At 69.6% G+C, this 26,127-nt stretch carries 24 protein-coding genes and 1 tRNA gene; 14 read left to right on the plus strand and 11 right to left on the minus strand.

Features of this window, described 5'->3' with window-relative positions; translation table 11 throughout:
• The first annotated feature begins 266 nt into the window (after positions 1-266).
• Positions 267-1,430, plus strand: coding sequence for a trans-sulfuration enzyme family protein (locus tag FWJ24_RS06445; RefSeq protein ID WP_150286996.1), 1,164 nt, complete (start codon positions 267-269; stop codon positions 1,428-1,430).
• A 15-nt stretch (positions 1,431-1,445) separates the two neighbouring features.
• Here the strand turns inward: FWJ24_RS06445 and phnF are convergent, their stop codons facing one another.
• Entirely contained in the window at positions 1,446-2,225 is a 780-nt protein-coding gene (gene phnF / locus FWJ24_RS06450; protein ID WP_150286997.1) for a phosphonate metabolism transcriptional regulator PhnF, read from the minus strand.
• 59 nt (positions 2,226-2,284) lie between these two features.
• On the opposite strand from phnF, the gene phnG reads away from it, so the two are divergent.
• The 8 genes from phnG (at position 2,285) to FWJ24_RS06490 (ending at position 8,863) form a co-directional block, all read left to right on the plus strand.
• A complete protein-coding gene (phnG, locus tag FWJ24_RS06455; RefSeq protein ID WP_246155585.1) occupies positions 2,285-2,767 on the plus strand; it encodes a phosphonate C-P lyase system protein PhnG in 483 nt (160 codons plus the stop codon).
• Positions 2,764-3,375, plus strand: coding sequence for a phosphonate C-P lyase system protein PhnH (gene phnH, locus FWJ24_RS06460; RefSeq protein ID WP_150286998.1), 612 nt, complete (start codon positions 2,764-2,766; stop codon positions 3,373-3,375). The genes phnG and phnH overlap by 4 nt, the downstream gene beginning before the upstream one ends.
• Positions 3,375-4,487, plus strand: coding sequence for a carbon-phosphorus lyase complex subunit (locus tag FWJ24_RS06465; protein ID WP_150286999.1), 1,113 nt, complete (start codon positions 3,375-3,377; stop codon positions 4,485-4,487). The genes phnH and FWJ24_RS06465 overlap by 1 nt, the downstream gene beginning before the upstream one ends.
• Positions 4,484-5,407 (plus strand): alpha-D-ribose 1-methylphosphonate 5-phosphate C-P-lyase PhnJ, encoded by a 924-nt coding sequence (locus FWJ24_RS06470; protein ID WP_150287000.1) that lies wholly within the window; start codon positions 4,484-4,486, stop codon positions 5,405-5,407. Before FWJ24_RS06465 ends, FWJ24_RS06470 begins: the two co-directional genes overlap by 4 nt.
• Positions 5,404-6,213: a phosphonate C-P lyase system protein PhnK gene (gene phnK, locus FWJ24_RS06475; RefSeq protein ID WP_150287001.1), complete on the plus strand. Its 810-nt coding sequence runs from the start codon at positions 5,404-5,406 to the stop codon at positions 6,211-6,213. Before FWJ24_RS06470 ends, phnK begins: the two co-directional genes overlap by 4 nt.
• Before the next feature lie 62 nt (positions 6,214-6,275).
• The gene (gene phnL / locus FWJ24_RS06480; protein WP_150287002.1) at positions 6,276-6,992 is read left to right on the plus strand and encodes a phosphonate C-P lyase system protein PhnL; all 717 of its coding nucleotides are present in this window, start codon (positions 6,276-6,278) and stop codon (positions 6,990-6,992) included.
• A 12-nt stretch (positions 6,993-7,004) separates the two neighbouring features.
• Complete coding sequence (locus FWJ24_RS06485) at positions 7,005-8,144, plus strand: alpha-D-ribose 1-methylphosphonate 5-triphosphate diphosphatase (RefSeq protein ID WP_150287003.1); 1,140 nt, start codon at positions 7,005-7,007, stop codon at positions 8,142-8,144.
• A 14-nt stretch (positions 8,145-8,158) separates the two neighbouring features.
• Positions 8,159-8,863: a DUF1045 domain-containing protein gene (locus tag FWJ24_RS06490; protein WP_150287004.1), complete on the plus strand. Its 705-nt coding sequence runs from the start codon at positions 8,159-8,161 to the stop codon at positions 8,861-8,863.
• A gap of 3 nt (positions 8,864-8,866) precedes the next feature.
• Here the strand turns inward: FWJ24_RS06490 and phnN are convergent, their stop codons facing one another.
• Positions 8,867-9,451, minus strand: coding sequence for a phosphonate metabolism protein/1,5-bisphosphokinase (PRPP-forming) PhnN (gene phnN / locus FWJ24_RS06495; protein WP_150287005.1), 585 nt, complete (start codon positions 9,449-9,451; stop codon positions 8,867-8,869).
• Between the two features lie 234 nt (positions 9,452-9,685).
• Here phnN and FWJ24_RS06500 point away from each other — a divergent pair, with 234 nt between their 5' ends.
• Entirely contained in the window at positions 9,686-11,113 is a 1,428-nt protein-coding gene (locus tag FWJ24_RS06500) for a glycerol-3-phosphate dehydrogenase C-terminal domain-containing protein (protein ID WP_150287006.1), read from the plus strand.
• A 24-nt stretch (positions 11,114-11,137) separates the two neighbouring features.
• Here FWJ24_RS06500 and FWJ24_RS06505 read toward each other — a convergent pair whose 3' ends face one another.
• From FWJ24_RS06505 to FWJ24_RS06525, 5 genes are all read right to left on the minus strand, one after another.
• Positions 11,138-12,889 (minus strand): acyl-CoA dehydrogenase family protein, encoded by a 1,752-nt coding sequence (locus FWJ24_RS06505; protein ID WP_150287007.1) that lies wholly within the window; start codon positions 12,887-12,889, stop codon positions 11,138-11,140.
• Between the two features lie 7 nt (positions 12,890-12,896).
• Complete coding sequence (locus FWJ24_RS06510) at positions 12,897-13,658, minus strand: SDR family NAD(P)-dependent oxidoreductase (protein ID WP_150287008.1); 762 nt, start codon at positions 13,656-13,658, stop codon at positions 12,897-12,899.
• A gap of 8 nt (positions 13,659-13,666) precedes the next feature.
• On the minus strand, positions 13,667-14,557 hold the full coding sequence (locus FWJ24_RS06515) for an amidohydrolase family protein (RefSeq protein WP_150287009.1): 891 nt from the start codon (positions 14,555-14,557) through the stop codon (positions 13,667-13,669).
• Positions 14,554-16,416, minus strand: coding sequence for a feruloyl-CoA synthase (locus tag FWJ24_RS06520; protein WP_150287010.1), 1,863 nt, complete (start codon positions 16,414-16,416; stop codon positions 14,554-14,556). The genes FWJ24_RS06515 and FWJ24_RS06520 overlap by 4 nt, the downstream gene beginning before the upstream one ends.
• 71 nt (positions 16,417-16,487) lie before the next feature.
• Positions 16,488-17,279, minus strand: coding sequence for a crotonase/enoyl-CoA hydratase family protein (locus FWJ24_RS06525; protein ID WP_150287011.1), 792 nt, complete (start codon positions 17,277-17,279; stop codon positions 16,488-16,490).
• Between the two features lie 204 nt (positions 17,280-17,483).
• Between FWJ24_RS06525 and FWJ24_RS06530 the strand changes: the two genes are divergently transcribed.
• The 3 genes from FWJ24_RS06530 to FWJ24_RS06540 all read left to right on the plus strand — a co-directional run bounded on the left by FWJ24_RS06530 (position 17,484) and on the right by FWJ24_RS06540 (position 21,510).
• Positions 17,484-18,023: a MarR family winged helix-turn-helix transcriptional regulator gene (locus FWJ24_RS06530; protein WP_150287012.1), complete on the plus strand. Its 540-nt coding sequence runs from the start codon at positions 17,484-17,486 to the stop codon at positions 18,021-18,023.
• 80 nt (positions 18,024-18,103) lie between these two features.
• Positions 18,104-19,276: a TRAP transporter substrate-binding protein gene (locus FWJ24_RS06535; RefSeq protein WP_150287013.1), complete on the plus strand. Its 1,173-nt coding sequence runs from the start codon at positions 18,104-18,106 to the stop codon at positions 19,274-19,276.
• A gap of 149 nt (positions 19,277-19,425) precedes the next feature.
• Positions 19,426-21,510 (plus strand): SGNH/GDSL hydrolase family protein, encoded by a 2,085-nt coding sequence (locus tag FWJ24_RS06540; RefSeq protein ID WP_150287014.1) that lies wholly within the window; start codon positions 19,426-19,428, stop codon positions 21,508-21,510.
• Positions 21,511-21,664: 154 nt separating this feature from the next.
• Here the strand turns inward: FWJ24_RS06540 and FWJ24_RS06545 are convergent.
• Positions 21,665-21,740 (minus strand) — tRNA-Phe (locus FWJ24_RS06545).
• Between the two features lie 200 nt (positions 21,741-21,940).
• Here FWJ24_RS06545 and FWJ24_RS06550 point away from each other — a divergent pair.
• Positions 21,941-22,630, plus strand: a complete 690-nt coding sequence (locus FWJ24_RS06550; protein ID WP_166443606.1) for a Crp/Fnr family transcriptional regulator — start codon at positions 21,941-21,943, stop codon at positions 22,628-22,630.
• Positions 22,631-22,637: 7 nt separating this feature from the next.
• On the opposite strand, the gene FWJ24_RS06555 is transcribed toward FWJ24_RS06550, so the two are convergent.
• From FWJ24_RS06555 to FWJ24_RS06565, 3 genes are all read right to left on the minus strand, one after another.
• Positions 22,638-24,518 (minus strand): AsmA family protein, encoded by a 1,881-nt coding sequence (locus FWJ24_RS06555; RefSeq protein ID WP_150287016.1) that lies wholly within the window; start codon positions 24,516-24,518, stop codon positions 22,638-22,640.
• 153 nt (positions 24,519-24,671) lie between these two features.
• Positions 24,672-25,325 (minus strand): 3-oxoacid CoA-transferase subunit B, encoded by a 654-nt coding sequence (locus FWJ24_RS06560; protein ID WP_150287017.1) that lies wholly within the window; start codon positions 25,323-25,325, stop codon positions 24,672-24,674.
• Positions 25,326-25,343: 18 nt separating this feature from the next.
• Positions 25,344-26,075 carry a CoA transferase subunit A gene (locus FWJ24_RS06565; RefSeq protein ID WP_150287018.1) on the minus strand — a complete coding sequence of 244 codons (732 nt, stop codon included), beginning with the start codon at positions 26,073-26,075 and terminating at the stop codon, positions 25,344-25,346.
• Between the last annotated feature and the right edge of the window lie 52 nt (positions 26,076-26,127).

The raw sequence follows: 26,127 nt of genomic DNA on the forward strand, positions 1-26,127 counted from the left end.
CGCGTAGAGGATCTCCGGATGGCGGTGGATGTCGCGGCGCCAGGAGGTGACCTCCTCCTTCAGCGCCAGGATGCGCGGATCGATCTGCATGGGGAACCCGGGTTGACAGGAAAAGCAGGCAGCAAGCATAGCGCGCTTCCGCCATCGGCCAAGCCGAAACCGCCCCGTCGCCGGCACATTTTCCGGTTGCCGCCGCCGCGCGGAAGGGACAGGATCACTGCCCCATTCCGGTGCGCCGCCTGCCGGCGCGGCTCCTGAGGTCCCAAGTGAGCGACACGCCCCCCCCAACGCCGCCGCGCGGCTATTCCGCCCGCACCGAAGCCGTGCAGGCGCTCGGCCATGTCGATGCCGGCACGCGTGCCGTGGTGCCGCCGCTGCATGTGGCGACAACCTTCCTGCGCGACCCGGACAACCAATACCGCTCCGGCTATGTCTATGGCCGGCCCGACAACGCCACCGTGCGCGAGGCCGAGGCGGTGATCGCCCGGCTCGAGAACGCGACCGCGGCGCTGGCCTTCGGGTCGGGCATGTCGGCGGCCGTGGCGACCTTTCTCGCGTTGCGGCCGGGCGACCATGTCGTCGCGCCGAAGGTGATGTACTGGGCGCTCCGCAACTGGCTGCTGACGGATGCCGCCGAATGGGGGCTCAGGACCGATTTCGTCGACATGTCGGATCCCGACGCGCTGCGCGCCGCGCTCCGGCCGGGGGAGACGAAGCTGGTCTGGCTCGAAACCCCGGCCAATCCGCTCTGGACGATCACCGATATTGCGGCCGCTGCGGCGCTGGCGCATGCGGCCGGCGCGCGGGTCGCGGTCGATTCGACCGGCGCGACGCCGGTGCTGACCCGGCCGCTCGATCTCGGTGCCGATCTCGTGATGCATTCCGCGACCAAATATCTCAACGGCCATTCCGATGTCCTCGCCGGCGCGCTGGCGACGCGGCGCGAGGACGATTTCTGGGCGCGCATCCAGCGCGTGCGGCGCAGCCACGGCCTGATCCTCGGCCCGTTCGAGGCCTTCCTGCTGATCCGCGGCATGCGGACGCTTCATTTGCGCGTCGCCGCCGCGAGCGCCGGCGCGATGGAACTCGCGACGCGGTTCTCGAACCACCCGGCGGTGCACCAGGTGCTCTATCCGGGATTGCCGGCCCATCCCGGCCATGCCATTGCCGCGCGGCAGATGCGTGGCGGCTTCGGCGGCATGCTCTCGATCCGTCTGCGCGGCGGCGCGCAGATGGCCATCCGCACGGCGGCGCGCGTGGCGCTGTGGAAGCGCGCGACCTCGCTCGGCGGCGTCGAAAGCCTGATCGAGCATCGCGCCTCGATCGAGGGGCCGGACACCCCGTGCCCCGACGATCTGCTCCGCCTCTCGACGGGAATCGAGGATGTCGAGGATCTCTACGCCGATCTCGACCGCGCGATGGGCAGCTGAACCGGTGCCGGCGGCTCAATCGGCCGGGCCGGCCTCGACCACCATTTCCATGCGCGCGCCGGCGAACACGGTCTCGGCGAGATGGATCGGCGTCCCGTCCGGCAGCCCGTCGCGGCCGATCGATTGCATCACCGCCGCACCGCGCGCGAGCGCGAGCCGTTCCGCCTCCTCGGGCGTCGCGCCGCGCGCCGAGAGCCGCGTCGAAAGGCGCAGATAATCGACGATTCCGAGCGCCGTCAGCGCGCCGGAGATCGAGACTCCCGCATCGCGCAGTGCTCGGGGGAAATCCGGGAAGCGCTCGCGCGAGACGGTGTGGCGCGCATAGGAGAACGGCACGCCATTGGCGAGGCTCAGGGTGCGCAACTGCCAGACCGGCGCGCCGCGCCGCAGCCCGAGCGCCTCGCGCACGGCGGCGCGGGCCTCGCCCGGCTCCGTATCGAGCAGCTGGACCGAGACCGCGAGCCCCGCCTCGCCGACATTGGAGCGCAGGCTGACCCGCCGCCCGATCCGGTAGGGGATGCGCGGCGCCACCACCTCCGTGCCGCGGCCGCGCGTCACGCTGACGAGCCCGATCTCGGCGAGATGCTGGAAGGCCCGCCGCACCGTGTGCCGGTTGACCTGATATTGCGCGGCAAGTTCCGGCGCCGAGGGCAGCAGCATCCCCGTCGCCAGCGCGCCGGAGCGGATCCGCGCCTCGATCTCGCGCGCGATCGCCTGCCAGGCCGAACCGTCGCGGCGGGCGGCGTCCTGCTCCGGCAGGGCAGGAAGGACGGGGGGGCCGGGGGGGAGCGTCATGCGAATGTCACTTTAAAAGTCTAGACCTTTAGGCATGATCATGGCATGAAAGCCGCGCCATGCAAAGCACCCATCCCGAAGGCATCCCCATGGAACCCGATCCGCTTGTGGAATCCCGCCAGCGCCGGCTCGCCATCCTGGCCCGCGCCCCGCGGCAGGAGATCGAGACGCTGCTCGAAACCGTCGGCGGCGCGCCGCCGCACGAGGCGCTGAAGGCGCCGGAAACCGGCACCGTCATAGTCGAGGGGCGCGCCGGCGGCACGGGGCGGCGCTTCAATCTCGGCGAGGCGACGGTGACGCGCTGTGTCGTGCGGCTGGAGGACGGCACGCTCGGCTATTCCTATGCGCTGGGGCGCGACAAGACCAAGGCCCGGCTCGCGGCCCTGATCGATGCGCTGGCGCAGGATGCGCAGCGCGGCCCGGTGATCGCGGCCGGGCTCGCCCGGCTCGCCCTCGACCAGCAGGCGCTGCGCGCGCTCGCCTCGCGCAAGGCGGCGGCGACGCGGGTCGAGTTCTTCACCATGGTGCGGGGGGAAGGATGACGGGCAACGCGGAAATCCTGCAAGCCGGCTTCGCGGATCCGGTTTTCGATTCGCAGCGCGCCTTCCGAACGGTTCTCGGCGCGCTCTCGGAGCCGGGGCTCGTCGCGGAACTCGATCCGGCGCTGACCCCGCCCCCGGGGCTGGAGCCGGCGACGGCGATCGCGCTGCTGACGCTGGCGGATTACGAGACACCGGTCTGGCTGCCGCCGGCGCTTGCGGCGGGGGCGGCGGGGCGCTGGCTGCGCTTCCATGCCGGCGCGCCCTTGACCACGACCCCCGCGGACAGCGCCTATGCGGTGATCACGGCGGGGGCGGAGGCGCCGGAACTGTTCGACTTCCACCCCGGAGATGACCAGTTTCCAGATCGTTCCACGACGATCTTCATCCAGTGCACGAGCCTTGAGGGCGGCCTGCCGGTCATATTGGCAGGCCCCGGCATTCCCGGCAGCCGGCGGTTCGCGCCGCAGGGGCCGGTGCCGGAATTCTGGCGCGCGGCCGCGGCCAATCATGCCCGCTATCCGCTCGGCGTCGATTGCCTGTTCACGGCCGGGCGGCGGATCGCGGGGCTGCCGCGCTCGACGCGCATCGAAACCGGGGAGACGCGCTGATGTATGTCGCGGTGAAAGGCGGCGAGGCGGCAATCCTCGCCACGCATGAACTGCTCGCCGAAACCCGGCGCGGCGATCCTGCCGTGCCGGAGATCGCCCCGGCGCAGATCCGCGAGCAGATGGGGCTCGCGGTGGCGCGGGTCATGAACGAGGGCTCGCTCTATGATCCCGATCTCGCGGCCTTGGCGCTGAAGCAGGCGCAGGGCGACACGATCGAGGCGGCGTTCCTGCTCCGCGCCTATCGCACGACGCTGCCGCGCTTCGGCGCCTCGCTGCCGCTCGATACCGGGGCGATGGCGATCCGCCGCCGCATCTCGGCCGCCTACAAGGATCTGCCGGGCGGGCAGGTGCTCGGCCCGACCTATGATTACACCCATCGCCTGTTCGATTTTGCGCTGGAGGAGGGGGGCGAGACGCCCGCGCTCACCCCGGCGCCGGCGCCACTCGCCGAGACCATGCCGCGCGTGCCGGACATTCTCGGCCAGGAGGGGCTGATGGAGGCGGAGGCGCCGCCGGAGGGCGACCCCGCGCCGTTCGACCTCACCCGCGCCTCCGTGAGCTTCCCGGCCGGGCGCGATGTGCGGCTTCAGGCCATGGCGCGCGGGGACGAGGGCTTCATGCTCGGCCTCGGCTATTCGACGCAGCGCGGCTACGGCAATGCCCATCCCTTCGCCGGCGAGATCCGGCTCGGGGAAGTCGCGGTCTCGTTCGTGCCGGAGGAGCTGGGCTTCGCGGTCGATCTCGGCGATCTGACACTGAGTGAGTGCCAGATGATCAACCAGTTCGCGGGATCGAAGGATATCCCGCCGCAATTCACCCGCGGCTACGGCCTCGCCTTCGGCCATGCCGAGCGCAAGGTGATGTCGATGGCGCTGGTCGACCGCGCCCTCAAGGCGCGGGACCTCGGAGAAGCGGCGGATTATCCGGCGCAGCAGGAGGAATTCGTGCTCTATCACGCCGACAATGTCGAGGCGGCGGGCTTCGTCGAGCATCTGAAACTGCCGCATTATGTCGATTTCCAGGGCGAACTGGAGCTGATCCGCCGGATCAGGGCGGAACGCGAAGCCCGCCTCGCCAAGGGGCAGGACCATCTTCCGGAGGCAGCAGAATGACCCGGCGCGCCTATGACGACGGCAGAACCGCCGCCTACAACTACGCCTATCTCGACGAGCAGACCAAGCGGATGATCCGCCGCGCGCTGCTCAAGGCCGTGGCGGTGCCGGGCTATCAGGTGCCGTTCGGCTCGCGCGAGATGCCGCTCGCGCGCGGCTGGGGCACCGGCGGCATCCAGATCACCGCGGCGATCATCGGCCCGGCGGACACGCTGAAGGTGATCGACCAGGGCGCCGACGACACCACCAACGCGGTTTCGATCCGCCGCTTCTTCGAGCGCACCGCCGCGGCGCGGACCACGGAGGCGACCGCCGCGGCGACGATCATCCAGACCCGTCACCGCATTCCCGAACAGCCGCTCGCCGCCGGCCAGATACTGGTCTACCAGGTGCCGCTGCCCGAGCCGCTTCGGCGGCTCGAACCGCGCGAGGCCGAGACGCGGAAAATGCATGCCTGGGCCGAATACGGGCTGATGCATGTGCGGCTCTACGAGAACATCGCCCGGTTCGGCGAGGTGACGACGACCTACGATTACCCCGTCGCCGTCAATGGCCGCTACGTGATGGCGCCGTCGCCGATCCCGAAATTCGACAACCCGAAGATGGACATGTGCCCCGCACTCCAGCTGTTCGGCGCCGGGCGCGAGAAGCGCATCTACGCCGTTCCGCCGCATACCAGGGTGGTGAGCCTCGATTTCGAGGATCATCCGTTCCGCATCCAGTCCTGGACGGAGCCCTGCGGCCTCTGCGGCGCCACCGACACCTATCTCGACGAGGTGGTGACGGATGATCGCGGCGGGCGGATGTTCGTCTGTTCCGACAGCCATCATTGCGAGACCCGGCGGGCCGAGGGGCATCACGGCCCAATGCTCGCGGCGGCGGCCTCGATCCATCTGGTCGAGAAGGAGGACGCGGCATGACGCTCGCGGTGAACCCGGCCCAGCTCGGCGCCGATCCGGCGCCCATCCTCTCGGCGGGCGATGTCTCGCGCTTCTACGGCGAGCGAATCGGCTGCGCCGGCGTGAGCTTCGATCTCTGGCCGGGCGAGGTGCTCGGCATCGTCGGCGAATCCGGCTCGGGCAAGTCGACCTTGCTACGCTGCCTCGCCGGCATCGACCGCCCCGACCAGGGCGAGGTTCGTTTCGCGGGCCGCGCCGGCGGCATGCTCGACATCTTCTCGGTCTCCGAGCAGGAGCGCCGCGCCATGATGCGCACCGAATGGGGCATCGTACACCAGAACCCGCGCGACGGGCTCCGGATGCATGTCTCGGCCGGCGGCAATGTCGGCGAACGGCTGATGGATCGCGGCGACCGGCATTACGGCCGGATCCGCGCCGCGGCCGCGGACTGGCTCGCCCGCGTCGAGATCGATCCCGGCCGCATCGATGACCGGCCGGTGCAGTTCTCCGGCGGCATGCAGCAGCGGCTGCAGATCGCGCGCGTCCTGGTCTCGGGGCCGCGGCTCGTCTTCATGGACGAACCCACCGGCGGGCTCGATGTCTCGGTCCAGGCGCGGCTGCTCGATCTCGTCCGCGTGCTGGTGCGCGATCTCGGGCTGGCGGCGATCATCGTCACCCATGACCTCGCGGTGGCGCGGCTGCTGACCGACCGGCTGATGGTGATGAAGGCGGGCCGCGTCGTCGAGCAGGGGCTGACCGACCAGGTGCTCGACGATCCGCAGCATCCCTACACCCAGCTTCTCACCTCGGCGATCCTCTCCGCATGAGGAGCGCCGCATGTCATCCGCCCGTCACATCCCCTGACGAGAACAGCCCGGAAAGCCGCATCATGAGTCCCGCCATGACCCCCGCCGAGATGATCCGCGTCGAGGGCGTCTCCAAGACGTTCACCCTGCACAACCAGGGCGGGGCCCGGCTGCCCGTGTTCCGGGATGTGACCTTCAGCGTCCGTGCCGGCGAGGCGCTGGTCCTCGCCGGGCCGTCTGGCACGGGCAAATCCAGCCTGCTGCGCATTCTCTACGGCAATTACCTGCCGAATGCGGGTTCCATTGCCATCCGCCATGGGGGCGAGGTCATCGACATCGCCAGCGCGCCGCCGCGGGCCGTGCTCGAGGTCCGCCGGCGGACCATGGGCTTCGTCTCGCAATTCCTGCGCGTGATCCCGCGCGTCACCGCGCTCGACATCGTCCGTGATCCCGTGCTCGCGCGCGGCGGGAGCGAGGCCGAGGCGACGGAGAAGGCGCAGGCGATCCTTGCCCGGCTCAACCTGCCGGAACGGCTCTGGAACCTCGCGCCGGCGACGTTCTCCGGCGGCGAGCAGCAGCGCGTGAACATTGCCAGAAGCTTCGTCTCGCCCTCGCCGATCCTGCTGATCGACGAGCCGACTGCCTCGCTCGACGCCGCCAACCGGGCCGTCGTCGTCGATCTCATCAACGAGGCGCGGGCGCGGGGCACCGCCATCGTCGGGATCTTCCACGACGAGGATGTGCGCGACAGGGTCGCGACGCGCGCACTCGACATCACCGCCTTCAAGGCCGCCGCCTGACACGGAACCCCCATGAGCGAAACCGTCCTGACCAATGCCCGGCTGATCCTCGAAACCGAGATTGTCGAGGGGTCGATCGTCTTCGACGCAGGCGGTATCCGCGCCGTGGATCAAGGCCGTTCGGCCCTGCCGGGCGCGATCGATGCCGGCGGGGATTACGTCGCCCCCGGCCTGGTCGAGATGCACACCGACAACATGGAAAAGCACTTCATGCCGCGCCCCAAGGTCTTCTGGCCGAACGGGCTCGCGGCGGCCCTGGTCCATGACGCGCAGATGGCTGCGGCCGGGGTCACCACGGTCTATGACGCGATCTGCGCCGGCACGCCCTTCTCCACCAAGAATTATCGCCGCGATATCTTCCAGGATGTGATGGCGGCGCTGGAGGAGGGCAAGCGCCTCGGCCTCTTCCGCATCGATCATCGCGTGCATATGCGCTGCGAGCTGACGAGCCCGGACCTCATCGCCGATATCGAGCCCTATGCCGAGGATCCGCTCGTCCAGCTCGTCTCGCTGATGGACCACACGCCCGGCCAGCGGCAATGGCGCAATATCGAGCATTTGCGGACCTATTCGCTCGGCACCGGCAAGTCGAACGAGGAATTCGAGGCCGATCTCGTCGAACGCGCCGAGGAGGCGCGCAACGTGCCCGCCAATTGGCAGCGGGTGGTGGCGATGTTCGGTGCCCGCGGCATCCCGATCGCCACCCATGACGACACCACCGTCGATCATGTCGAGGCCGGCGTCGCCTCCGGCGCGGTGATCTCGGAATTCCCGACCACGATCGAGGCGGCGGAGGCCGCCAAGGCGCGCGGGCTGGCGACGGTTGCCGGCGCGCCGAACGTGGTGCGCGGCGGCTCGCATTCCGGCGGGGTCTCGGTGTCGGATCTCGCCGAGCGCGGCGTGCTCGACGGGCTCTCCTCCGATTACGTGCCGTCGAGCCTGCTCCAGGCGGTGAACATCCTCAATACCCGCCACGCCATCGCCCTGCCGGAGGCGATGGGCATGGTGACCTGGAAGGTCGCCGACATCCTCGGGCTCAAGGATCGCGGCCATCTCAAGCCCGGCCTGCGCGCCGATATCATCCGATTCCGGATCGTCGCCGACACGCCGGTGCTCGACGCGGTCTGGTCGGCCGGCCGGCGCGCCTTCTGAACCCCGGAGCCGGCATGTCGCTTCCCCCCCGCTACGCGCTCTATTACGCGCCTGATCCCGCTTCCGCGCTCTGGGCCTTCGGGACCAGCGTGATCGGCTACGACGCCGCCACCGGCCGCGACGTTCCGTTCGATCCGCCGGAACTCGCGGCGGTCAACGGCAAGATCAATGCCGATTGGCATCCGCGCAAATACGGCTTCCACGCCACGCTCAAGGCGCCGATCGTGCTGGCGGAGGGCTTCGGCGAGGCGGATCTGCTCGACGCCTGCGCCGCCTTCGCCGCCGGCACGGCGCCGGTGCTGCTCGACGGCCTCGCCGTGACCGAACTCGACAGCAATTTCGCGCTCCGCCCCGTCGGCGACACCACGGCGCTCGACGCATTCGCCTTCGCCGTGGTGAAGGATTTTGATGTCTTCCGCGCCCCGCTTTCCGCCGAGGAGCGCGCCCGGCGGCTGGCCGCGCCGCTGAGCGAGCGCCAGCGCGATTATCTCGAGCGCTACGGCTATCATTACGTCGGCGAGGAATTCTGGTTCCACATGACGCTGACCGGCCCGATCGAGGCGCCCCTGCGCCCCGCGATCGGCGCGGCCCTGCGCGCGGCTCATGCCCGCCGGGTCGGTGGCGGCCCGGTGGCGATCGACAATGTGACATTGTTCCGGCAGGAGGATCGCGCGCGCCCCTTCCGTATCCTCGCGCGCTTCCCCCTCGCCGGGGCCTGATCCTCAGCCGCCGCGCAGCGCCGCGAGCACGGCCGCCGCGCCGGCCTCGACCGGCCCGTCATTGACGATCGTCACGAGTTTCGCGCGCGCCGGCGCGAGCGGCGCCTCACGCGCGAGGCGGGCCGCGATATCCGCCGCATCCTCGCGGCCGCGCGCGGCGAGCCGCGATGCGAGCAGCGCCGGCGGCGCGGTGACGTTGAGCACCAGAACGCGCGGCCACAGCGCCTCGGCGGCGGGAATGACCGCGCGCGAGAGATTGACGATCACCGTCCGCCCGAGGCGAAGCTCGTCGATAATCGCGGCCGGCACCCCGTAGCGGAGCCCGTGCGCCTGCCAGGCGAGGCAGAACGCGCCCGCCGCCTCGGCCGCCATGAATTCCGCCTCGGTCATCGGGAGATGATCCTCGGTGGCGCCATCACGCGGACGGGTGATGGCCCGTCGCACGAAGACGAGCCCGGATCGCGCCGAGAGGCTCGCGCGGGCGGCGTTCATCAGCGTGTCCTTGCCGGCGCCGGAAGGGCCGACCACCAGAACCAGAATCCCGGTTTCCGGTGCCGTGGCGGAAGCGGAACTGGCAATCTCGGGCATGGTGGCGCTCGGCATGGCGGGTGGGCATGAGGGGTTCGGTTCTGATCCGTCCGGCAGCCGGAATCGGCGATCTTCCGATCCATGCGCCGCCGGGTGACGCGCTGATGACGCGGAGAGCGAATATGCTGCGGTTTTCGGCAGGAATCGCACGCGCCGGGTTTCCTGTTGGCCGTAAAGATGCTCTAGCATGCCGCAAAAGCGTGTGTCGCCGCGATTCGAGCGGCCGGAGCGCCCATGGACGAGGTATTTGACCTGGCCGTCATTGGCGGCGGTCTTGAAGGATGCGCGATCGCGCGGGAGGCGGCCGGGCAGGGGCTCCGCGTTCATCTCGCGGCTGTGGATGATCTCGCCGGCGATCTTGCGGGCTGGGCCGCGCAGCTCGTCCCCGCCGCCGGTGACCGGACGGGTGCCGTCGAGCGCGACATCCTCCGCTCGACCGCGCCCCATCTCGTGCGGCTGATCCCGCTCGTCACCCCGCATGCCGAGCCGCCCGCGCGCTGGCCGGGGCGGCTGCGCGATGCGGCACGCCGGCTGACCGGCGGGGGCGGAAGCCCGGCGCCGGGGCGGGGCCTCGATCTCGGCGCCGATCCCGCTGGGGCGCTGCTCGCCCGGACCTGGGGGCATGCCATCGAGGCTGGCGAATTCTGGATCGACGCCACCCGCCTCGCGGTGCTCGCGGCCGTCGATGCGCATGAGCGCGGCGCCGTGATCGAGACGCGCACGCGGCTCGTTGCGGCGGAGCCGGTCGGGCCGGGCTGGGGGCTGACGCTCGATCGCGGCGGCCTCCGCCGCGATATCCGCGCGCGGGCGCTGGTCGAGGCCGGGCCGCGCGGCGCCGGCGCGCATCATGTCGAACTGGTGCTCGGCCGGGCGCTGATCCCGCCGCGCGGCCTGCGGCTCGCGGAGGAGGGCGCGGCGGCGCTCGCCTGCCTGCCCTTCGAGGCCGGGACGACGCTGCTGACGCCGCTGGCCGGCCTCGCTGGCCATGCCGATCCCGGCGCGGCGGGGGAAGCCCTGCTGACGGCCGCAAACCGATTCCTGCTCCAGCCCCTGCGGCGGCGCGACATCGTGATGGCGCATGCCGGACCGGCCCCGGCCGCCGAGCCGGCCGCGATCCGAGTCGAGACGCCGGCACCGGGTTCGCCGCGCCTGCGCATCGAGGCCGGGCCCGCCCTTCTTGCCCGCGCCCGCGCCGAGGAGGCGCTGACCCGCCTCGCGCCCGGCCTCGGGCTCGGCGCCGCCCGTCTCGGCTGGACGCGGCGCGTGCCCCTGCCGGGCGGCGACATTCCGGCGGGCGACATCGCGGCGCATGCGGCCGAACTTGCGCGCCGTCATCCCTATCTCGGCACCGCGACCGCCGGACGGCTCGCCCGCGCCTATGGCAGCCGGGCCGAGGCGCTGCTCGACGGCGCGCTCGACGCCGAGGAACTCGGCCGTGCCTTCGGCCCCGGCCTCCATTACCGCGAGATCAGCCATCTCGTCGCCCGCGAATTCGCGCGCACCGCCGACGATATCCTCTGGCGGCGGAGCAAACTCGGCCTGGCCCTGAGCCCGAGCGAGCGCGTGGCGCTCGCGCTCTATCTCTCCGATCAGATCCCCACGCGCGGCAGGGCCGGCAATGCCGGCGAGACCGGCCGAACCGGAACGCCGGCCCTGTCCTGATCCGGCCGGCTCCGCCGGGAGGGCTTACAGCAGCGTTTCAACCGGATCGACCTGCGCCGCGCACACGATCCGCGCAAGGCCGGGGGCCATCACCGCGACATTCTCGGCATAGAAGCGCGCATCGGCGATCGCGGCGGCGAGATGCGGCGCGTCCGCGCCCCCCTCCTGCCGCCGTCGCGCCGCCACCGCCACCCGCGTCAGCGCATCGAGCGCGGCGACCCGCGCGAAGAGTGCGAGATAGGGCGTCGCCGCGCCGAGAAGATGCTCCGGCCTGCCGGCCTCGGCGCGCAGCCAGCGCGTCGCCGCGCCGAGCGCGTCGGCGGCTTCGCCGAGAATGGCACCGGTCGCACCGAGTCCGGCCGCCGCGGCGGCACGGCCATGGGCGGCGCAGGCGCCGATCCAGGTTTCGGCGAGGGTCGAGCCGGGGCGCAGCACCTTGCGCAGGACGAGATCGATCGCCTGGATGCCGTTCGTCCCCTCGTAGATCGGGGTGATCCGCGCGTCGCGGAAGAGCTGCGCGGCCCCGGTCTCCTCGACATAGCCCATCCCGCCATGAACCTGGATCGCGAGCGAGGCGACCTCGCAGCCGATCTCGGCGCCATAGGCCTTGACGAGCGGCGTAAGCAGCCCGGCGCGCTCGGCCTGGTCCGGGTCGAGGCGGGCATGATCGATGGCGCGGGCGGCGTCATGGGCCAGCGCGCGCCCCGCGGCGGTCAGCGCCCGCATTGTCATCAGCATGCGCCGCACATCCGGATGGGCGATGATCGCATCCGGTTCCGGCCCGGCGCCGCCCGGCGCGCGACCCTGGCGCCGGGTTGCCGCGAAGGCGCGGGCAAGCTGGAGGGCGCGCTCGGCGACGGCTATCCCCTGAAGGCCTGTGAAGAGCCGCGCCTTGTTCATCATCGTGAACATCCCGGCGAGGCCGCGATTCGCCTCGCCGACGAGCCAGCCGACCGCGCCGTCGCGCTCGCCGAACCGCATGGTGCAGGTCGGGCTCGCATGGATGCCGAGTTTGTGTTCGATTCCGGTGCAGATCACATCGTTTTCCGGGCCGGGCGCGCCGCTTGCGTCGGGGATCCGCTGCGGCACCAGGAACAGCGACAGGCCGCGCGTCCCCTCCGGCGCGCCGTCGATCCGCGCCAGCACGAGATGGACGATGTTCTCCGCGAGATCATGCGCGCCATAGGTGATGAAGATTTTGGCGCCGGCGAGCCGGAAGGTGCCGTCCTCCTGCGGGGTCGCGCGGGTGGCGATCAGCCCGAGATCGGATCCCGCCTGCGGCTCGGTGAGGTTCATCGTCGCGGTCCATTCGCCCGAGACGAGTTTCGGCAGGTAGCGCGCCTTGAGGGCCTCGTCCGCATGCGCCTCGATCGCATCGGTCGCGCCCTGGTTCAGCACCGGCAGCAGAGAGAAGGCCATGCAGGCCGATGTGAAGATCTCGGTCGTCGCGGCGGCGAGCCGGGTCGGTAGCCCCATTCCGCCCCAGGCGGCGGGGAGGTCGACGCCGTTCCATCCGCCCTCCCGCCAGGCGCGGTAGAGCGTCGGCCAGCCGGGCGGCAGGACGACGCGGCCATTCTCGAAGCGCGCGCCGATCCGGTCGCCCGGGGCGTTCTGCGGTGCAAGTTCCGTCTCGGCGAAGCGGGCCGCCTCGGCGAGGACATTGCCGAGCATGTCCGGAGTCAATTCGCCGGTGCGGCCCGCCGCCATGTCCTCGCCGAGCCCGCCGGCGGTTTCGAGCGAGAGGCGGATGGCCTCGACCGGCGCGCGATAGGTCATGCCGGCCTCATTTCGGCGGCAGGCGCAAGGCGCCGTCGAGCCGGACGATCTCGCCGTTCAGGAACCGGTTCTCGACCATATGCGCGACCAGGGACGCGAATTCGTCCGCATCCCCGAGCCGTCGCGGGAAAGGGATCGAATCGCCGAGGCTCTTCTGCACTGCCTCGGGCAGGGTGCGCAGCAGCGGCGTCAGGAACAGGCCCGGCGCGATGGTCAGCACGCGGATGCCGAACCCGGCGAATTCCCGCGCCAGCGGCAGCGTGAGTGCCGCGATCCCGCCCTTCGAGGCCGAATAGGCGGCCTGGCCGATCTGGCCCTCGAAGGCCGCGACCGAGGCGGTGGAGATGATGATTCCGCGCTCGCCATCGGCAAGAGGTTCCGCCCCGGCCATCGCCGCGCCGCAGAGCCGGATCATGTTGAAGGTGCCGATGAGATTGACCCGGATCACGCGCTCGAATTCCGCGAGCGGCATCGGCCCCTCCCGGCCGAGCACGCGCTTCGCCGTGCCGATCCCCGCGCAATTGACGAGCAGGCGCAGGGGGCCGAGGCGTGCCCCGGCCTCGGAAACAGCCGCCTCCATCGCGGCCGCGTCGGCGACATCGCCGGCGAGCGCGATCCCGCCCGTCCTGGCCGCGATTGCGGCCGCCGCGCCGCCGTCGAGATCGACGATCCCCACCCGCGCCCCGAGCGCGGCGAGCCGTTCGGCGCAGGCCGCCCCGAGCCCCGAACCGCCGCCGGTGACGATCGCGGCATGACCCCGGATATCCATCGCTCCTCCTAACCCGCGAGCCCCAGCGCGCGGATCGCGTTCTGTTTCAGGATCAGATCGTGGATCTCGGGCTTGAACCCGGCCTCGCGGAACTGCGCGATCCAGCGATCGGGGCTGATCAGCGGGAAATCCGATCCGAACAGCATCTTCGTTTTCAGCGGCCCGTTGGCGTATTGCACGATCTGCGGCGGGAAATATTTCGGCATCCAGCCGGAGAGGTCGATGTAGACATTGGGCTTGTGCAGCGCCATCGACAGCGCCTCGTCGGTCCAGGGCCAGGACGGATGGGCGAGGATGATCGTCATGTCGGGGAAATCGACCGCGACATCGTCGATATGGATCGGCTGGGAGAATTTGAGCCGCATCCCGCCGCCGCCGCGCATGCCGGTGCCGATGCCGGAATGTCCGGTATGGAACAGGGCCGGCAGCTTGTAATGGTTGATCAGCTCATAGAGTCCGTAGGCGAGGCGGTCGTTCGGGAAGAAGCCCTGGCAGGTCGGGTGGAACTTGAACCCCTTCACCGCGCCGCTCTCGACGAGCTCGCGCGCCTCGCGCACGCCGAGCTTGCCCTTGTGCGGATCGATCGAGGCGAAGGCGATCATGATATCGGCATTGTCGCGCGCGGCTTCGGCGATCTCCTCGTTGGGAATGCGGCGGTTGCCGATCTGAAATTCGGTATCAACCGTGAACATCACGAGCCCGATCTTCCATTCGCGGTAGAGCCGCAGGGTTTCGGCGATGGTCGGGCGCTGGCCGATCTTGAAATATTTCCCCGCCGCCTCCTCGTAAGGCAGCCAGGCGACATCCGGCTCCTGCCGGCAGGAGACCTCGGCATGGGTATGAATATCGATCGCGACGAGATTGGCGAGGTCGAGCCGCCTATCCTGCTTGCGGGTCATCGCATGTCTCCGGTCGGGTCCCCCGGCAGGATCGCCGCAGGGGAGGGCGGTTCGGCATAAAGCGCCTCGACCAAAGCCGCGCGCCGGGCCAGCACGGCGCGCTGGTTGATCGAGCCCTTGTCGGTGATCTCGCTGGCGTCGAGCGAGGGCGGTTCGGCGAGCAGCATCAGCCGCTGCACGCGGTTGGAGGAGCCCGTTGCCTCGGCCCGCAGCGCCGCAAGCCGCGCGGCGAACCGCGCGCGCAGGGCCGGATGCGCGAGGAGCGCCGCGTCGTCGAGGCCGGCGCCTTCCGCCCCCAGCGCGGCGCGGCAGGCCGCCATGTCGGGGAAGATCAGCGCCGTCACGTCGTCGCGGTCATGCCCGGCGATCACCGCATCGCGGACGAGCGGCGCGAAGGCGGCGATCAGCCCGGCGCGCAGCGGCCCGACGCTGACCCAGGTGCCGGTTGCAAGCTTGAAATCCTCCGAGACGCGGCCGTCGAACACGAAGCCCTGCCGGATATCGGTCGGGTCGGCGAATTTGAGCGCGTCGCCGAAGCAATAGAAGCCTTCCGCGTCGAAGGCCTTGGCCGTCTGCTCGGGGTTGCGCCAATAGCCCGGCGTGACGGTCGGTCCCTTGATCCGCGCCTCCAGCTTGCCGGCATTGGGCACGAGCTTGAGTTCGAGCCCCGGCAGCGGCAGGCCGACGCGGCCTGGCCGCGCGGTTTCTTTCGAGCAGACGAGCGCGGCGGGCGCGGTTTCGGTCGCGCCGAGGCCGGTCATCATCAGGATGCGCTTGCCGATCGTCCGCCGCGCGAGAGCGTCGAGCCCCTCGGCGACATGGGCCGGCAGGCTCGCACCGGCGTAGAAATTGATGCTGAGGCGGCTGAAGAAGTTCCGGCGCAGCGCATCGTCGTCGCGCATGCGGATCACCAGTTCCTCGAAGCCCTTGGGCACGTTGAAATAGATCGTCGGAGCGATTTCCTTCAGATTCCGGATGGTCTCGTCGATCCCGCCCGGAACCGGCTTGCCGTGGTCGATATGAAGCGTGCCGCCATTGGCGAGCGCGAAGCCGAAATTGTGGTTGCCGCCGAAGGTGTGATGCCAGGGCAGCCAATCGACGAGCACCGGCGGTTCCTCGGCCACGAAAGGCAGCCAATGACGCAGCATCGCCTGGTTGGCACAGAGCATGGCTTGCGTGTTGATCACCCCCTTGGGCTGGCCGGTCGAACCCGAGGTGAACAGGATCTTGGCGATCGTGTCCGGGCCGGTCGCGGCCTCGGCCGTGGCGAGGGCCTCCTCGTCTCCGCCCTCGAGCAGCGCGGTGAACGGCGTCACGACCCGGTCGGGCAGGGTGCCGGAGGTCGCGACGATTTCGACCCCCGGCGGCACGGCGGCCGCGATGGCGCGCGCGAACGGTGCCGCCCGTGCGACGAAGACCAGCCCCGGCGTCAGCAGCGCGAGGATCGCGCGCAATTTCGCGAAATCGCCGGAAATCAGCGAATAGGCCGGCGAGATCGGCGCGAAGGGAATGCCGGCGCGCATCGCGGCGAGGGCGAGCAGCCCCTGTTCGGTATCGTTGCCGGAAAGGATGGCGATCGGCCGCTCGGCGGAAAGGTTCCGGGCCAGCAGCGCGGCGCCGATGCGGCGGCTTTGTGCCTCGGCCTCGGCGAAGGAGAGCCGCCGCCAGGCGCCGGTTCCGTCACGCTCGGCGAGGAAGGCGCGCTCCGGCGCGTGTGCGGCCCAATGGTGGAGCCGGTCCGTCAGCCGCGCGTCGCAGGCAGGCGGCGGCTCCGTCGCGCGCACAAGCATCGAACCGTCGGGCCGGGATTCGATCGTGGCCGTGACCGGGCCGATCGGTACGTCGTGGACGTCATTCATGGGTTTCCTCGGGCATGTTCGGCTTCCTCCGGCACCGCGGCCTCTTCCGGGCCTGCGGCTGGCAGGCGGGCTTACCCGCCGCCATCATGCGTGATCTTGGCCGCGCGTTTTTCGAGAAAGGCGCGCAGCCGCGCCTGCGCCTCCGGCGTCGTCTCGGCGATCGCCGCCATCAGCGATTCGGTGAAGAGCCCGCTCGACGGGTTGGCCTCGGCGATATGCGGCAGCGCGTGCAGCACCGCGAAATTCGTCATCGGCGCGTTGGACGCGGCCTTGCGCGCGAGGTCGAGAGCCTTGGCGAGGCCGGTTCCGGGCTCGACGAGATATTGCGCCGCGCGCGCCCGGACGGCCTCCTCGGCGGAGAGCGTGCGTCCGGTCAGCATCAGGTCCTGGACGAGCGGCACGCCGATCAGGCGCGGCAGCCGCATCGCGCCGCCACCGCCGAGAAAGATGCCGCGCTGGCCCTCGGGCAGGGCGAAATAGGCCGAAGACTCGGCGATGCGGACATGGCAGGCCGCCGCCAGTTCGAACCCGCCGCCGACCACCGCGCCGTGCAGCACCGCGAAGACCGGCACGCGGCCGAACTGGATGGCGTGGAAAGCGCGGTGCCACATCTGCGAATGCTGGATGCCGCGGAAGAGATCGGCCTCGCCGGTCACTTCACCCAGGTCTAGCCCCGCGCAGAAATGCGCGCCCTCGCCATGCAGGACCACGGCGCGGATCGTCTCGTCGAGCGTCGCGAAGAAGCGCTCGAGCCCCAGCACCGTCGCATCGTCGAGTGCGTTGCGCTTGTCCGGCCGCGAGAGGCGGACGATGGCCACCGCGTCCTCGCGGGTGACGGACAGGGTGGGTGGCAGCGCGAGCATGGCGACATTCCTCCCGCCGGGGCCGGGCCCAATGCCCAGCTTCTCGGTTATATAGTTATTGTCCATAACCAATAAATCCTGTCAAGCGGTCTCTGGAAGGGGAACCAATACCCTTTCCTGCCACGCGGCGAGGTGCCGTGCTTTGACCTTTCCCCGCCGGCGGGCTACGCGCGAGCCGGCAAGGTATCAAGGGGGACGCCCGACATGGCAGCGCGGGAGGACACGGGAGAGCAGGAGGACATGGCGGCGCGGGAGCATCGCGCGGCGGAGGAATCCGTCGTTGCCTATGGCGCGCTCGAGCGCCGGATCGGCTACGCGCTGCGGCGGGCGCAGATCGCGGTATTCCAGGATTTCTACCGCGCCGTCGCCGCGCATGCGATCAGCCCGGCGCAATATTCGGTGCTGACGATCATGGAGAACAATCCGGGCCTGTCGCAGACGCAGGTGGCCGATGCGCTGGGGATCAAGAAGACGAATTTCGTCGCGATGATCAAGGAGCTTGAGGCGCGCGGCCTGGCGCTGCGCACGCCCATGCCGCATGACCGCCGCTCCTTCGCGCTCTCGCTCAGCGCGGCCGGCGCGGCGCTGGTGGCGCGGCTGCACGCCGATTCCGAAGCGCATGAGGCGCGCATCCGCCGCGCGATCGGCGAGGAAGCCTATGGCGCGCTGTTTCCGGCGCTGCGGGGCATCGTCCGGGCGCTCAGGGCCGATCACGGGGAGTGTTCAGAGCACGCGGGCGGTTGACAAAGGTCAAGAACGTTATTCAATATAACGAAATGGACCGCGGCGCATGAAGATGCCCGGCCGTCTTGGGAGGAACGATGATGACCAACAAGCCGGTTGATGCCGGGCGCGAATCCGTCGTGCCCAAGCCTGTGAAGCCCAGCGCGTCTGCGCCCGGTTCTTCCGCCCCCTCGCGGCGCGCCCTTGTCGGCGGCCTCGTCGCCGGCTCGGCGGCCGGGCTGGCGACGCCCGCGCTTGCGCAGGGCCTGCCCGAGCTGAAATGGCGCATGCCGCTTTTCCTGCCACGCAATGTCGATTCCGTTCTCGAAGCCGCGAACGATTTCACACGCCGCGTCGCCGAGGCCACCGATGGCAAGTTCCAGATCCAGATGTTCGGCACCGGCGAACTGGTTCCCGGCGGTCCGGCGGTGCTCGACGCGGCGGAGAACGGCACGGTCGAATGCGCCTTCACGCTGTCCTATTATTCCTTCGGGAAGGACCCGGCCTATGCCTTCGGGGCGACGTTGCCCTTTGGTTTCAACACGCGCGGGCAGGCGGCCTGGCTGTTCAAGGGCGGCGGACTCCCGCTTCTCAACGAGTTCTTCAACGCGCGCGGCACGCATGGCCTGCCCGTCGGCAATTCGACGATGCAGATGGGCGGTTTCTTTCGCAAGGAGATCAACAAGGTCGAGGATCTCAAGGGCCTCAAGATGCGCATCCCCGGCCTCGGCGGCGTCGTGATGGCGAAGCTCGGCGTGGTGCCGCAGCAGCTTCCGCCGGGCGACATCTACCCGGCCCTCGAACGCGGCGTCATCGATGCGGCCGAATGGGCCGGGCCATACGACGATTTCAAGTTCGGGCTGCACAAGGTCGCGCCCTATTATTACGCGCCGGGCTGGTGGGAGCCGCAGGCGACCATCATGTGCTTCGTCAACAAGAAGAAATGGGACGAGCTGCCCAAGCTCTACAAGGCGGTGCTCGAAACGGCCGCCACCGCAACCTGGACGCTGCATGTCGCGCATTATGACACGATCAATTCCGGCGGGCTGCGCAATCTCGCCGCGGCCGGGGCGCAGGTGCGGTTCTTTTCGAAGGAGATTCTCGACGCCTGCTACGATGCCTCGTTCCAGGCCTTCGAGGAGCTGAAGGCGAAGAGCCCCGCTTTCGCGAAGATCTATCCGCACTGGAAGAAATTCCTCGACGAGAACGAGCTTTACGCCCGGATCGGCGATTCGAGCTACGACAATTACGTCTATAATCGCCGCAGCCGCTGACGGACGGACGATTTCCCGGCGCCGCCGGCTTGCGCCGGCGGCGTTCGCGCGCCGGCACGGCTTTTCTTCCTTGCGCGCCGTGTTATGATTGCCCGCCCGGCAGGATTTCGGGCAATTTTATTTCAAGAACACGATTTCGGGGGGATCCCATGGCCATTCGCGTCGTTGGCGCTTTCATGCGCGTCTGCCTGCCTGTCATCCGCGTTTTTCCGCTCTGCCGCCGCATCGCGCTCGGTCTCTGCCTCGTCTGGTTCGCCGCGCCGGCCGGTGCGCAGGACGTTCCGGGGCTCGCATGGGAGGCTGCGAACCGTTTCCGGCTGTTGCGCACGGAGCAGCATTTCCGCGAATTGCTGCGCGTCTACCGCGCGATGCCGGCTGCGGCCCGGAAGGGCGAACCTGCCTTCGCGCTCGAGGACGCGCTCCAGCGGCTTGCGGCCGCGCGCGCGCTCAAGTTCGACGGCACCGACCGCGACCAGGTCGAACGCTATGGCTGGACCGTGGCGATGGTCGGGCGGGATCACAATTGCTTCCGCACCGGCAGCCGCAACCATTATTCCTGCACCTTGCCCGGTTATCCGGCCGCCGATCCCGAGCGCTACATGGAGCCTCGCCGCGCCGATATCCTGGTGCGCTTCACCAAGCCGCCCGCCGCGCGCGCCGCGCCCTGCCGCTGGCGTGCCGCCTGGGATGGCGGGTTTGCGGATGCGACCGCGCCCTGTACCGGCGAGGAGCCCGTGCGGCTGCGTCATGTGCCCTATGAAAGACCCTTCCTGCTCGAAGTGACGGGCGCCGACGGTGCCGTGCTCGGCCGCGCGAGCGGCCAGCGGCTTCGCCATGTCTTCATCGCGGGGATCGGCGATTCCTTCGCCTCCGGCGAGGGCAACCCCGACAAGCCGGTGACCTTCGGCGACGAGGTCACGCATGTTTCCGATTACGACAAATCCTCGCACCTGCCGAATGGCAACAAGCAACTTTATCCGCTCCGGGTCGGCCGCGCCGTCAACCAGGGCGGCGGCATGAGCAGCCCGACCTGGCTCAACGGCCAATGCCACCGCTCGCTTTATTCGCAGCAGGTCAAGACGGCGCTGGCACTGGCGCTCGAACAGCCGCATCTCGTGGTCACCTTCACCGGCTATGCCTGCACCGGCGCCGAGATCGACGAGGGGCTGCTCGGCTTCTGGGCCGCGCGCGACGACGTGCCGGCCGGGTTCCGTGACGATGCCCCGCAGCTCGTGAAGCTGTTGCGCGATTATTGCCGGCGCGCCGCCGATTACGAATATTTCGATGCCGGGGACTATGATCCCGTCGATTGGCGGCGCCTGCCGCGCTGCGCCGAATGGCGCAGCCGCCCGCCGGACGCGGTGCTGCTGTCGATCGGCGGCAACGATCTCGGCTTCTCGCGGGTCATCGCCAAGCAGGTCATCGCATCGACCTGGGATTCGACCCGGTTTCTTTACCGCCTCTGGCTCAAGCAGCTCGATCCGCTCGATTTCGCGGATGCGCTGCACCGCATCGACCATGCGGTGACCGAGAACGGTATCCTGCGCCCCGCGCTGCGCGACAATCACCGCCGGTTGGCCGGAATCCTGCGTCGCTACATCGCCGGAGACGGACAACCGCCCCTGGTGCTCCAGACCGGTTATCCGCATATCACGGTGCGGCGCGATTCCGAGCCGGACGACGTCTGTCCGAGCGTCGATTTCGGCATGACGGTGCACGAGGCGCTGAAGATCGGCCCGGAAACGGGGCGCGAGGGCCGGCGCTTCGTCAACCGGCTCGATGCCGCGCTCGGCGAGATGGTGGCGGCGCTGGACGATCCGCGCTGGCATTATGTCAACAGCCATGTCGCGCGCTTCAAGGGCCACGGCATCTGCACGCGGGGGGTCGCTGGCGCGGATCTCGACGAGGCTTGGGCGCGCAATTCCGGTAGCGGGGATTTCCCGATTCTGCGGCCCAATTGGCGCGGCGCCAATTGGGATCCGGCGACCTTCCGGCCGTCGCAATGGCGCGCCTATCGCCCGCGCCTGCGCTGGTTCGTGACGCCGAATGACGGTTTCCTGACCGGGCATTATCTGCGCGATGTGCATATCAAGGGGCATCTGCGCGAGCAGCCGCTGGTCGCAGCCACGCTCTCCGGTGCCTTCCATCCAAATGCGCTCGGCCATGCGGCGATCGCCGATGCCGTTCTGCCGGCGCTGCGCGCCGGGCTGGGCCTTGCGCCGCCGGCGGAATGAGCGGCGGGGTCAGAGCCGCTTCAGCTCCGGCCTGCCGACAAGCGCGGCGAGCAGGCGCGCCGTGCCGGTCGATGATGCGTCAGCCTGCCCGGCTCCGGCGCGCATGCAGCGGCTTGCCGGGGGCGGCCACGCAGAGGGCAGGGACCGGATAAAATGGTGCCCAGGGGCGGAATCGAACCACCGACACTGCGATTTTCAGTCGCATGCTCTACCAACTGAGCTACCTGGGCGGCGCGGGCTTGCCCGCGCGAGAGCCGAGCTTTTAGGGAAAGGCGCGGCGGCTGTCCAGCCCCTCGCGGAGGAAATTGCGGCGCGGCCATTGTGCGCTGCCGCACGCCGCGGAACGCGGGAAACCGGGAGACATTCGGCATTTCCTTCGCCGGCGCGCTCGTCTAGCGTGCCTGCATGCATGCGTCACCGGGGGGCTTCGATGCAATCGCTTGCGACAATTCCGTTTTTCAAGGCCGCCGCCGATCTCGATCTCAAGCCCTTCGAGCGGCGCTGCATCTGGAAGCGGGTCGAGGAGGGGCAGATCCTCGTCGATTTCGAGGATGTCTCCAGCGATGTCTATTTCCTGGCGAGCGGCGATGTCCGGATCCAGATCCGCACCGCCGGCGGCAAGGAGGTTATCCTCGCCGATATGCGCGGCGGCGATTTCTTCGGCGAACTCGCCGCCATCGACGGCACGCCCCGGTCCGCCAATGTCACGGCGCTGACGCGCGCCGAGATCTGCATCGTTTCTGCCGGCGTGTTCCGCGAGATGGTGCTGGCCTCGAAGGTGTTGTCGGAGCGGCTGCTGCGGCTCCTGGCGAGCCGCGTCCGCGATCTCAACACGCGGCTGCTCGAGCATACCGTGCTCGACATCCGCCACCGCCTTTACGCGGAATTGCTGCGGCTTTCGGCGCCCCGCCCCCATGCCGCGCCGGCGCGGGTCGTCTCGCCGCCGCCGGTGCATCACGTGCTCGCGGCCCGCGTCGGCTGCCGGCGCGAGCAGATCACGCGCGAACTCGGCGCGATGAAGGCCGAGAACCTGCTCGAGCGCACCCGCGGCGCGCTGGTCCTGCTCGATCCGGAAACGCTGCGCCAGCGCATTGCCCAGGCGATGCGCGAGGCCGGTTGAGCGCCGCTCAGCTGCGGTTGCCGATCAGCGAGAGATCCGGCCGGAATTGCGGCGCGAAGAGCGGACCGTCGAGCCTGAAGGCGAAGAATTCCCCGTTCTGCCCGAGAATCTCCTGCCGGCGCCGGAGCAGGATGATCAGCCTGTCCTGCTGTTGCGCGAGATCGATCGCGCCTTCGAGCGTCGCCGCCACCCGCGCCGAGAGGAAGCTGGATCCTACCGGCTCGATGCGGCCGTTGCGGATTGCGACATTGACCTTGATCTGCTCGTAGGCCGTGCGGCCGCCGAGCGCCGCCACGAGCGCCTGCTCGCTCGCACCGTCGCCGCTGCGCTGGAGAAGGCGCGCGAGATCAATTCCGGCGACCTCGCCGCCGCGCATCTCGACCTGACCGGTTCCGGCGAGGCTGCGGATGATCGCCGCCGGGCTGCGCCCGCGCCCCTCCGCCTGGAGCACGAAACTGCCGGCGCCGGAGACCCGGTCGAAGCCGAGGCTCTCGATGAGGAAGGCACGCGCGTCGATCCGGTCGCCGGCGACATGAAGGCGCAATTCCGGCTCGCCCTCGTGTTCGAGCGTCGCGACGCGCGCCTTCAGCGTGCCGTCGCCGTGGCGGCTGTCGACAATCGCGAATTCGGTCCGGCTGCCGCGCGTCAGCACCGCGATGGCCGCCTGGGTGAGCCGCACCCGGCCGAGGCGCAGCTCCGCCGTCGAGAGGCGGATATCGAGATCGAGCCAGGGCGCCGGGTTGAGCGCCAGCGGCACCTCGGACCATTCTCCCTTCGCGCTCCGCAGCCCGGCAAGAACGGCGCCGGCCGCGCTGCCATCGACCAGATCGCCGGCGAGCGTGGAGGAGAGCGACCAGCGACCATTCACCTCGCGCAGGGTCGCAATGCCGCTGAGATGGCGATCCCCGCGGGTGATCCGGAGCTGGTCGAGGCCGATCCCGCGCGGATCGAGATGCATCTGCGCCCGGAGCGCCACGGGCATCGTCTCCGCCGCAACGGCCCGCGGCCGGGCGCCGGCGAAGAGCGCGCGCTCGAGCCGCGGATCGAGGCTCGCCTCGATCCGGCCGGAAAACGCGATATCGGCGTCGTTGCGCATCGCCCCGGCGAAGGCGAGGTGCGCCGCGCCGCGCGTCAGGCGCAGGCTGGCGGGGCGCGCCCGGCCCTGGCCGAGGGCACCGAGCAGCGGCAGCCCGGCCTCGATCGCGAATCCGTCCCGGCCGGCGCGGGCGCTGATCTCCATCCGCGCGCGCCGCAGCGAGACGCCGAAATCGAGATCCACCTGGTGCAGCGCGACCAAACCACCATCCGGCGCGGCGCCGGCGAGCAGGATCGTCGCGTCCTCGATGCCGAGCCGCAGCCGGTCGAGCCCGCCGATCCGCTCGAAACGCCCCGCCAGCGCGCGGACCGGCGCAAGCATCGCCCGCGGCGAGCCGGAGGCCAGCCGCAGATCGGTGCCGTCGAGCCGGATCTCGGGTCGGACCAGGGTGAAGGACGGGCCGGAAATCGTGCCGTCGAGCAGATCCGCGAGGTCGAAACGCAGCACCATCTGCGGCGCGCGCAGCGCGACCCGCGCGGCGTCATCCTCAAAGCGCACGTCCTCGAACACCACCTTGGGCTTGGGCCAGGCAACGAGCCGGCGCGCCTCGTATCGGAAACGGGCGCCGGTTTCCGCCTCGATCCGCGCCAGAACCGCGCGTTCCATGGCGCCGAAATCGCGGCTGGCGATGATCCCGCCCATCGCCGCGAGCGCCACGGCCGCGATCACGCCGAGGGTGATCGCCAGCCTTCCGGCGCCGCGCCGAAGATCGCTGCCGGCCGGCAGCCGCGGCAAGGGCCAGCGCCAGCGCGGAAAGTTCCGGCGCGAAGAGGGGGGCAGAGGCGCGTTCATCACCGTCCCGTCCCGGATGCCGGCCGCCCGTGGCGCGATCCGACCAGACCTGTTGCGGCACGCGCCTGCGTGCCGGCCTCGGGCGATGCAACAAACACTATCATGATGTCACGGTTGCCGGGGCGCGGGCAAGCCGGCGAACGGCCGGCTTGCTCACGCCACGACGAAATCCGCCTCGGTCCGGGCCCGGATATCGTCCACCGAAACCCCGGTCGCGCATTCGAGCAGCCGCATCGGCGACTTGCCGCTGCGGTCGATCTCGAACACGCCGAGATCGGTGATCACCATGTCGACGACGCCGGCGCCGGTCAGCGGCAGGGTGCAGCGCTTGAGCAGCTTGGATTCGGCGGTGCCGTCCTTGCCCTTCGCCTCGTGCTCCATGACGACGACGACCCGCTTGACGCCGGCGACGAGATCCATCGCGCCACCCATGCCCTTCACCATCTTGCCGGGGATCATCCAGTTGGCGAGATCGCCGTTCTGGGCGACCTGCATCGCGCCGAGGATCGAGATGTCGATATGTCCGCCGCGGATCATCGCGAAACTGTCGGCCGAGGAGAAATAGGAGGTGATCGGCAGTTCCGTCACGGTCTGCTTGCCGGCATTGATCAGGTCCGGATCCTCCTCGCCCTCATAGGGGAAGGGGCCTATGCCCATCATGCCGTTCTCGCTCTGGAGCGCGACCGAGATCCCGTCGGGGATGAAGTTCGAGACGAGCGTCGGGATTCCGATGCCGAGATTGACGTAGAAGCCGTCCTTCAGCTCCTTCGCGGCGCGGGCGGCCATTTCTTCGCGGGACCAAGCCATGGTGAAACGCTCCCGGTCTCAGTGATTCGGGGTGGGATGGGGACGGGTGGTGCGGTTCTCAATGCGCTTGGGCGCATCCGGCACATGCACGATCCGTTTCACATAGATGCCCGGCGTATGGATCTGGTCGGGTTCGAGTTCGCCCGCCGGGAAGAGATGCTCGACCTCCGCGACGGTGACGGTCGCGGCCGTCGCCATCATCGGGTTGAAGTTGCGCGCGGTCTTCCGGTAGATCAGGTTGCCCTCGCTGTCGCCCTTCCAGGCATGGACGAGCGCCAGATCGGCCCAGAGCCCGGTCTCCAGGATGTATTTGCGGCCGGCGAAACGCGGCAGGTCGGGAAATTCCCGCTCCTCCTTGCCCTCGGCGATCACGGTGCCGACGCCGGTGGCCGTGAAGAAGGCGGGGATGCCGGCGCCGCCAGCGCGGATGCGCTCGGCCAAGGTGCCCTGCGGGTTGAATTCGAGTTCGAGTTCGCCCGCGAGATATTGCTGGGCGAAGATCTTGTTTTCGCCGACATAGGACGAGATCATCTTGCGGATCTGCCGTGTCTCCAGCAGCTTGCCGAGATGGATGCCATCGACGCCGGCATTGTTGGAAATCACCGTCAGGCCCTTCACGCCCGATTCCTTGATCGCCTCGACCAGGGTCTCGGCGACGCCGCACAGCCCGAAGCCGCCGGCCATGATCGTCATGTCGTCCTTGAGAAGACCGGCGAGGGCGCTCTTCGCGTCCTTATAGACCTTGCGCATGAAAGATCCCCAGATGAACCGAACGCGGCCTGTTTAGGGGAAAGGCATGGCC

The sequence above is a fragment of the Rhabdaerophilum calidifontis genome (assembly GCF_008641065.1).
Taxonomy (GTDB): domain Bacteria; phylum Pseudomonadota; class Alphaproteobacteria; order Rhizobiales; family Beijerinckiaceae; genus Rhabdaerophilum; species Rhabdaerophilum calidifontis.

Excerpts from the sequence above, each read along its gene's own strand:
- phnF (WP_150286997.1), bottom strand. The coding sequence starts at position 2,225 with ATGACGCTCCCCCCCGGCCCCCCCGTCCTTCCTGCCCTGCCGGAGCAG.
- phnG (WP_246155585.1), top strand. The coding sequence starts at position 2,285 with ATGCAAAGCACCCATCCCGAAGGCATCCCCATGGAACCCGATCCGCTT.
- phnH (WP_150286998.1), top strand. The coding sequence starts at position 2,764 with ATGACGGGCAACGCGGAAATCCTGCAAGCCGGCTTCGCGGATCCGGTT.
- FWJ24_RS06465 (WP_150286999.1), top strand. The coding sequence starts at position 3,375 with ATGTATGTCGCGGTGAAAGGCGGCGAGGCGGCAATCCTCGCCACGCAT.
- FWJ24_RS06470 (WP_150287000.1), top strand. The coding sequence starts at position 4,484 with ATGACCCGGCGCGCCTATGACGACGGCAGAACCGCCGCCTACAACTAC.
- phnK (WP_150287001.1), top strand. The coding sequence starts at position 5,404 with ATGACGCTCGCGGTGAACCCGGCCCAGCTCGGCGCCGATCCGGCGCCC.
- phnL (WP_150287002.1), top strand. The coding sequence starts at position 6,276 with ATGAGTCCCGCCATGACCCCCGCCGAGATGATCCGCGTCGAGGGCGTC.
- FWJ24_RS06485 (WP_150287003.1), top strand. The coding sequence starts at position 7,005 with ATGAGCGAAACCGTCCTGACCAATGCCCGGCTGATCCTCGAAACCGAG.
- FWJ24_RS06490 (WP_150287004.1), top strand. The coding sequence starts at position 8,159 with ATGTCGCTTCCCCCCCGCTACGCGCTCTATTACGCGCCTGATCCCGCT.
- phnN (WP_150287005.1), bottom strand. The coding sequence starts at position 9,451 with ATGCCCGAGATTGCCAGTTCCGCTTCCGCCACGGCACCGGAAACCGGG.
- FWJ24_RS06500 (WP_150287006.1), top strand. The coding sequence starts at position 9,686 with ATGGACGAGGTATTTGACCTGGCCGTCATTGGCGGCGGTCTTGAAGGA.
- FWJ24_RS06505 (WP_150287007.1), bottom strand. The coding sequence starts at position 12,889 with ATGACCTATCGCGCGCCGGTCGAGGCCATCCGCCTCTCGCTCGAAACC.
- FWJ24_RS06510 (WP_150287008.1), bottom strand. The coding sequence starts at position 13,658 with ATGGATATCCGGGGTCATGCCGCGATCGTCACCGGCGGCGGTTCGGGG.
- FWJ24_RS06515 (WP_150287009.1), bottom strand. The coding sequence starts at position 14,557 with ATGACCCGCAAGCAGGATAGGCGGCTCGACCTCGCCAATCTCGTCGCG.
- FWJ24_RS06520 (WP_150287010.1), bottom strand. The coding sequence starts at position 16,416 with ATGAATGACGTCCACGACGTACCGATCGGCCCGGTCACGGCCACGATC.
- FWJ24_RS06525 (WP_150287011.1), bottom strand. The coding sequence starts at position 17,279 with ATGCTCGCGCTGCCACCCACCCTGTCCGTCACCCGCGAGGACGCGGTG.
- FWJ24_RS06530 (WP_150287012.1), top strand. The coding sequence starts at position 17,484 with ATGGCAGCGCGGGAGGACACGGGAGAGCAGGAGGACATGGCGGCGCGG.
- FWJ24_RS06535 (WP_150287013.1), top strand. The coding sequence starts at position 18,104 with ATGACCAACAAGCCGGTTGATGCCGGGCGCGAATCCGTCGTGCCCAAG.
- FWJ24_RS06540 (WP_150287014.1), top strand. The coding sequence starts at position 19,426 with ATGGCCATTCGCGTCGTTGGCGCTTTCATGCGCGTCTGCCTGCCTGTC.
- FWJ24_RS06550 (WP_166443606.1), top strand. The coding sequence starts at position 21,941 with ATGCAATCGCTTGCGACAATTCCGTTTTTCAAGGCCGCCGCCGATCTC.
- FWJ24_RS06555 (WP_150287016.1), bottom strand. The coding sequence starts at position 24,518 with ATGAACGCGCCTCTGCCCCCCTCTTCGCGCCGGAACTTTCCGCGCTGG.
- FWJ24_RS06560 (WP_150287017.1), bottom strand. The coding sequence starts at position 25,325 with ATGGCTTGGTCCCGCGAAGAAATGGCCGCCCGCGCCGCGAAGGAGCTG.
- FWJ24_RS06565 (WP_150287018.1), bottom strand. The coding sequence starts at position 26,075 with ATGCGCAAGGTCTATAAGGACGCGAAGAGCGCCCTCGCCGGTCTTCTC.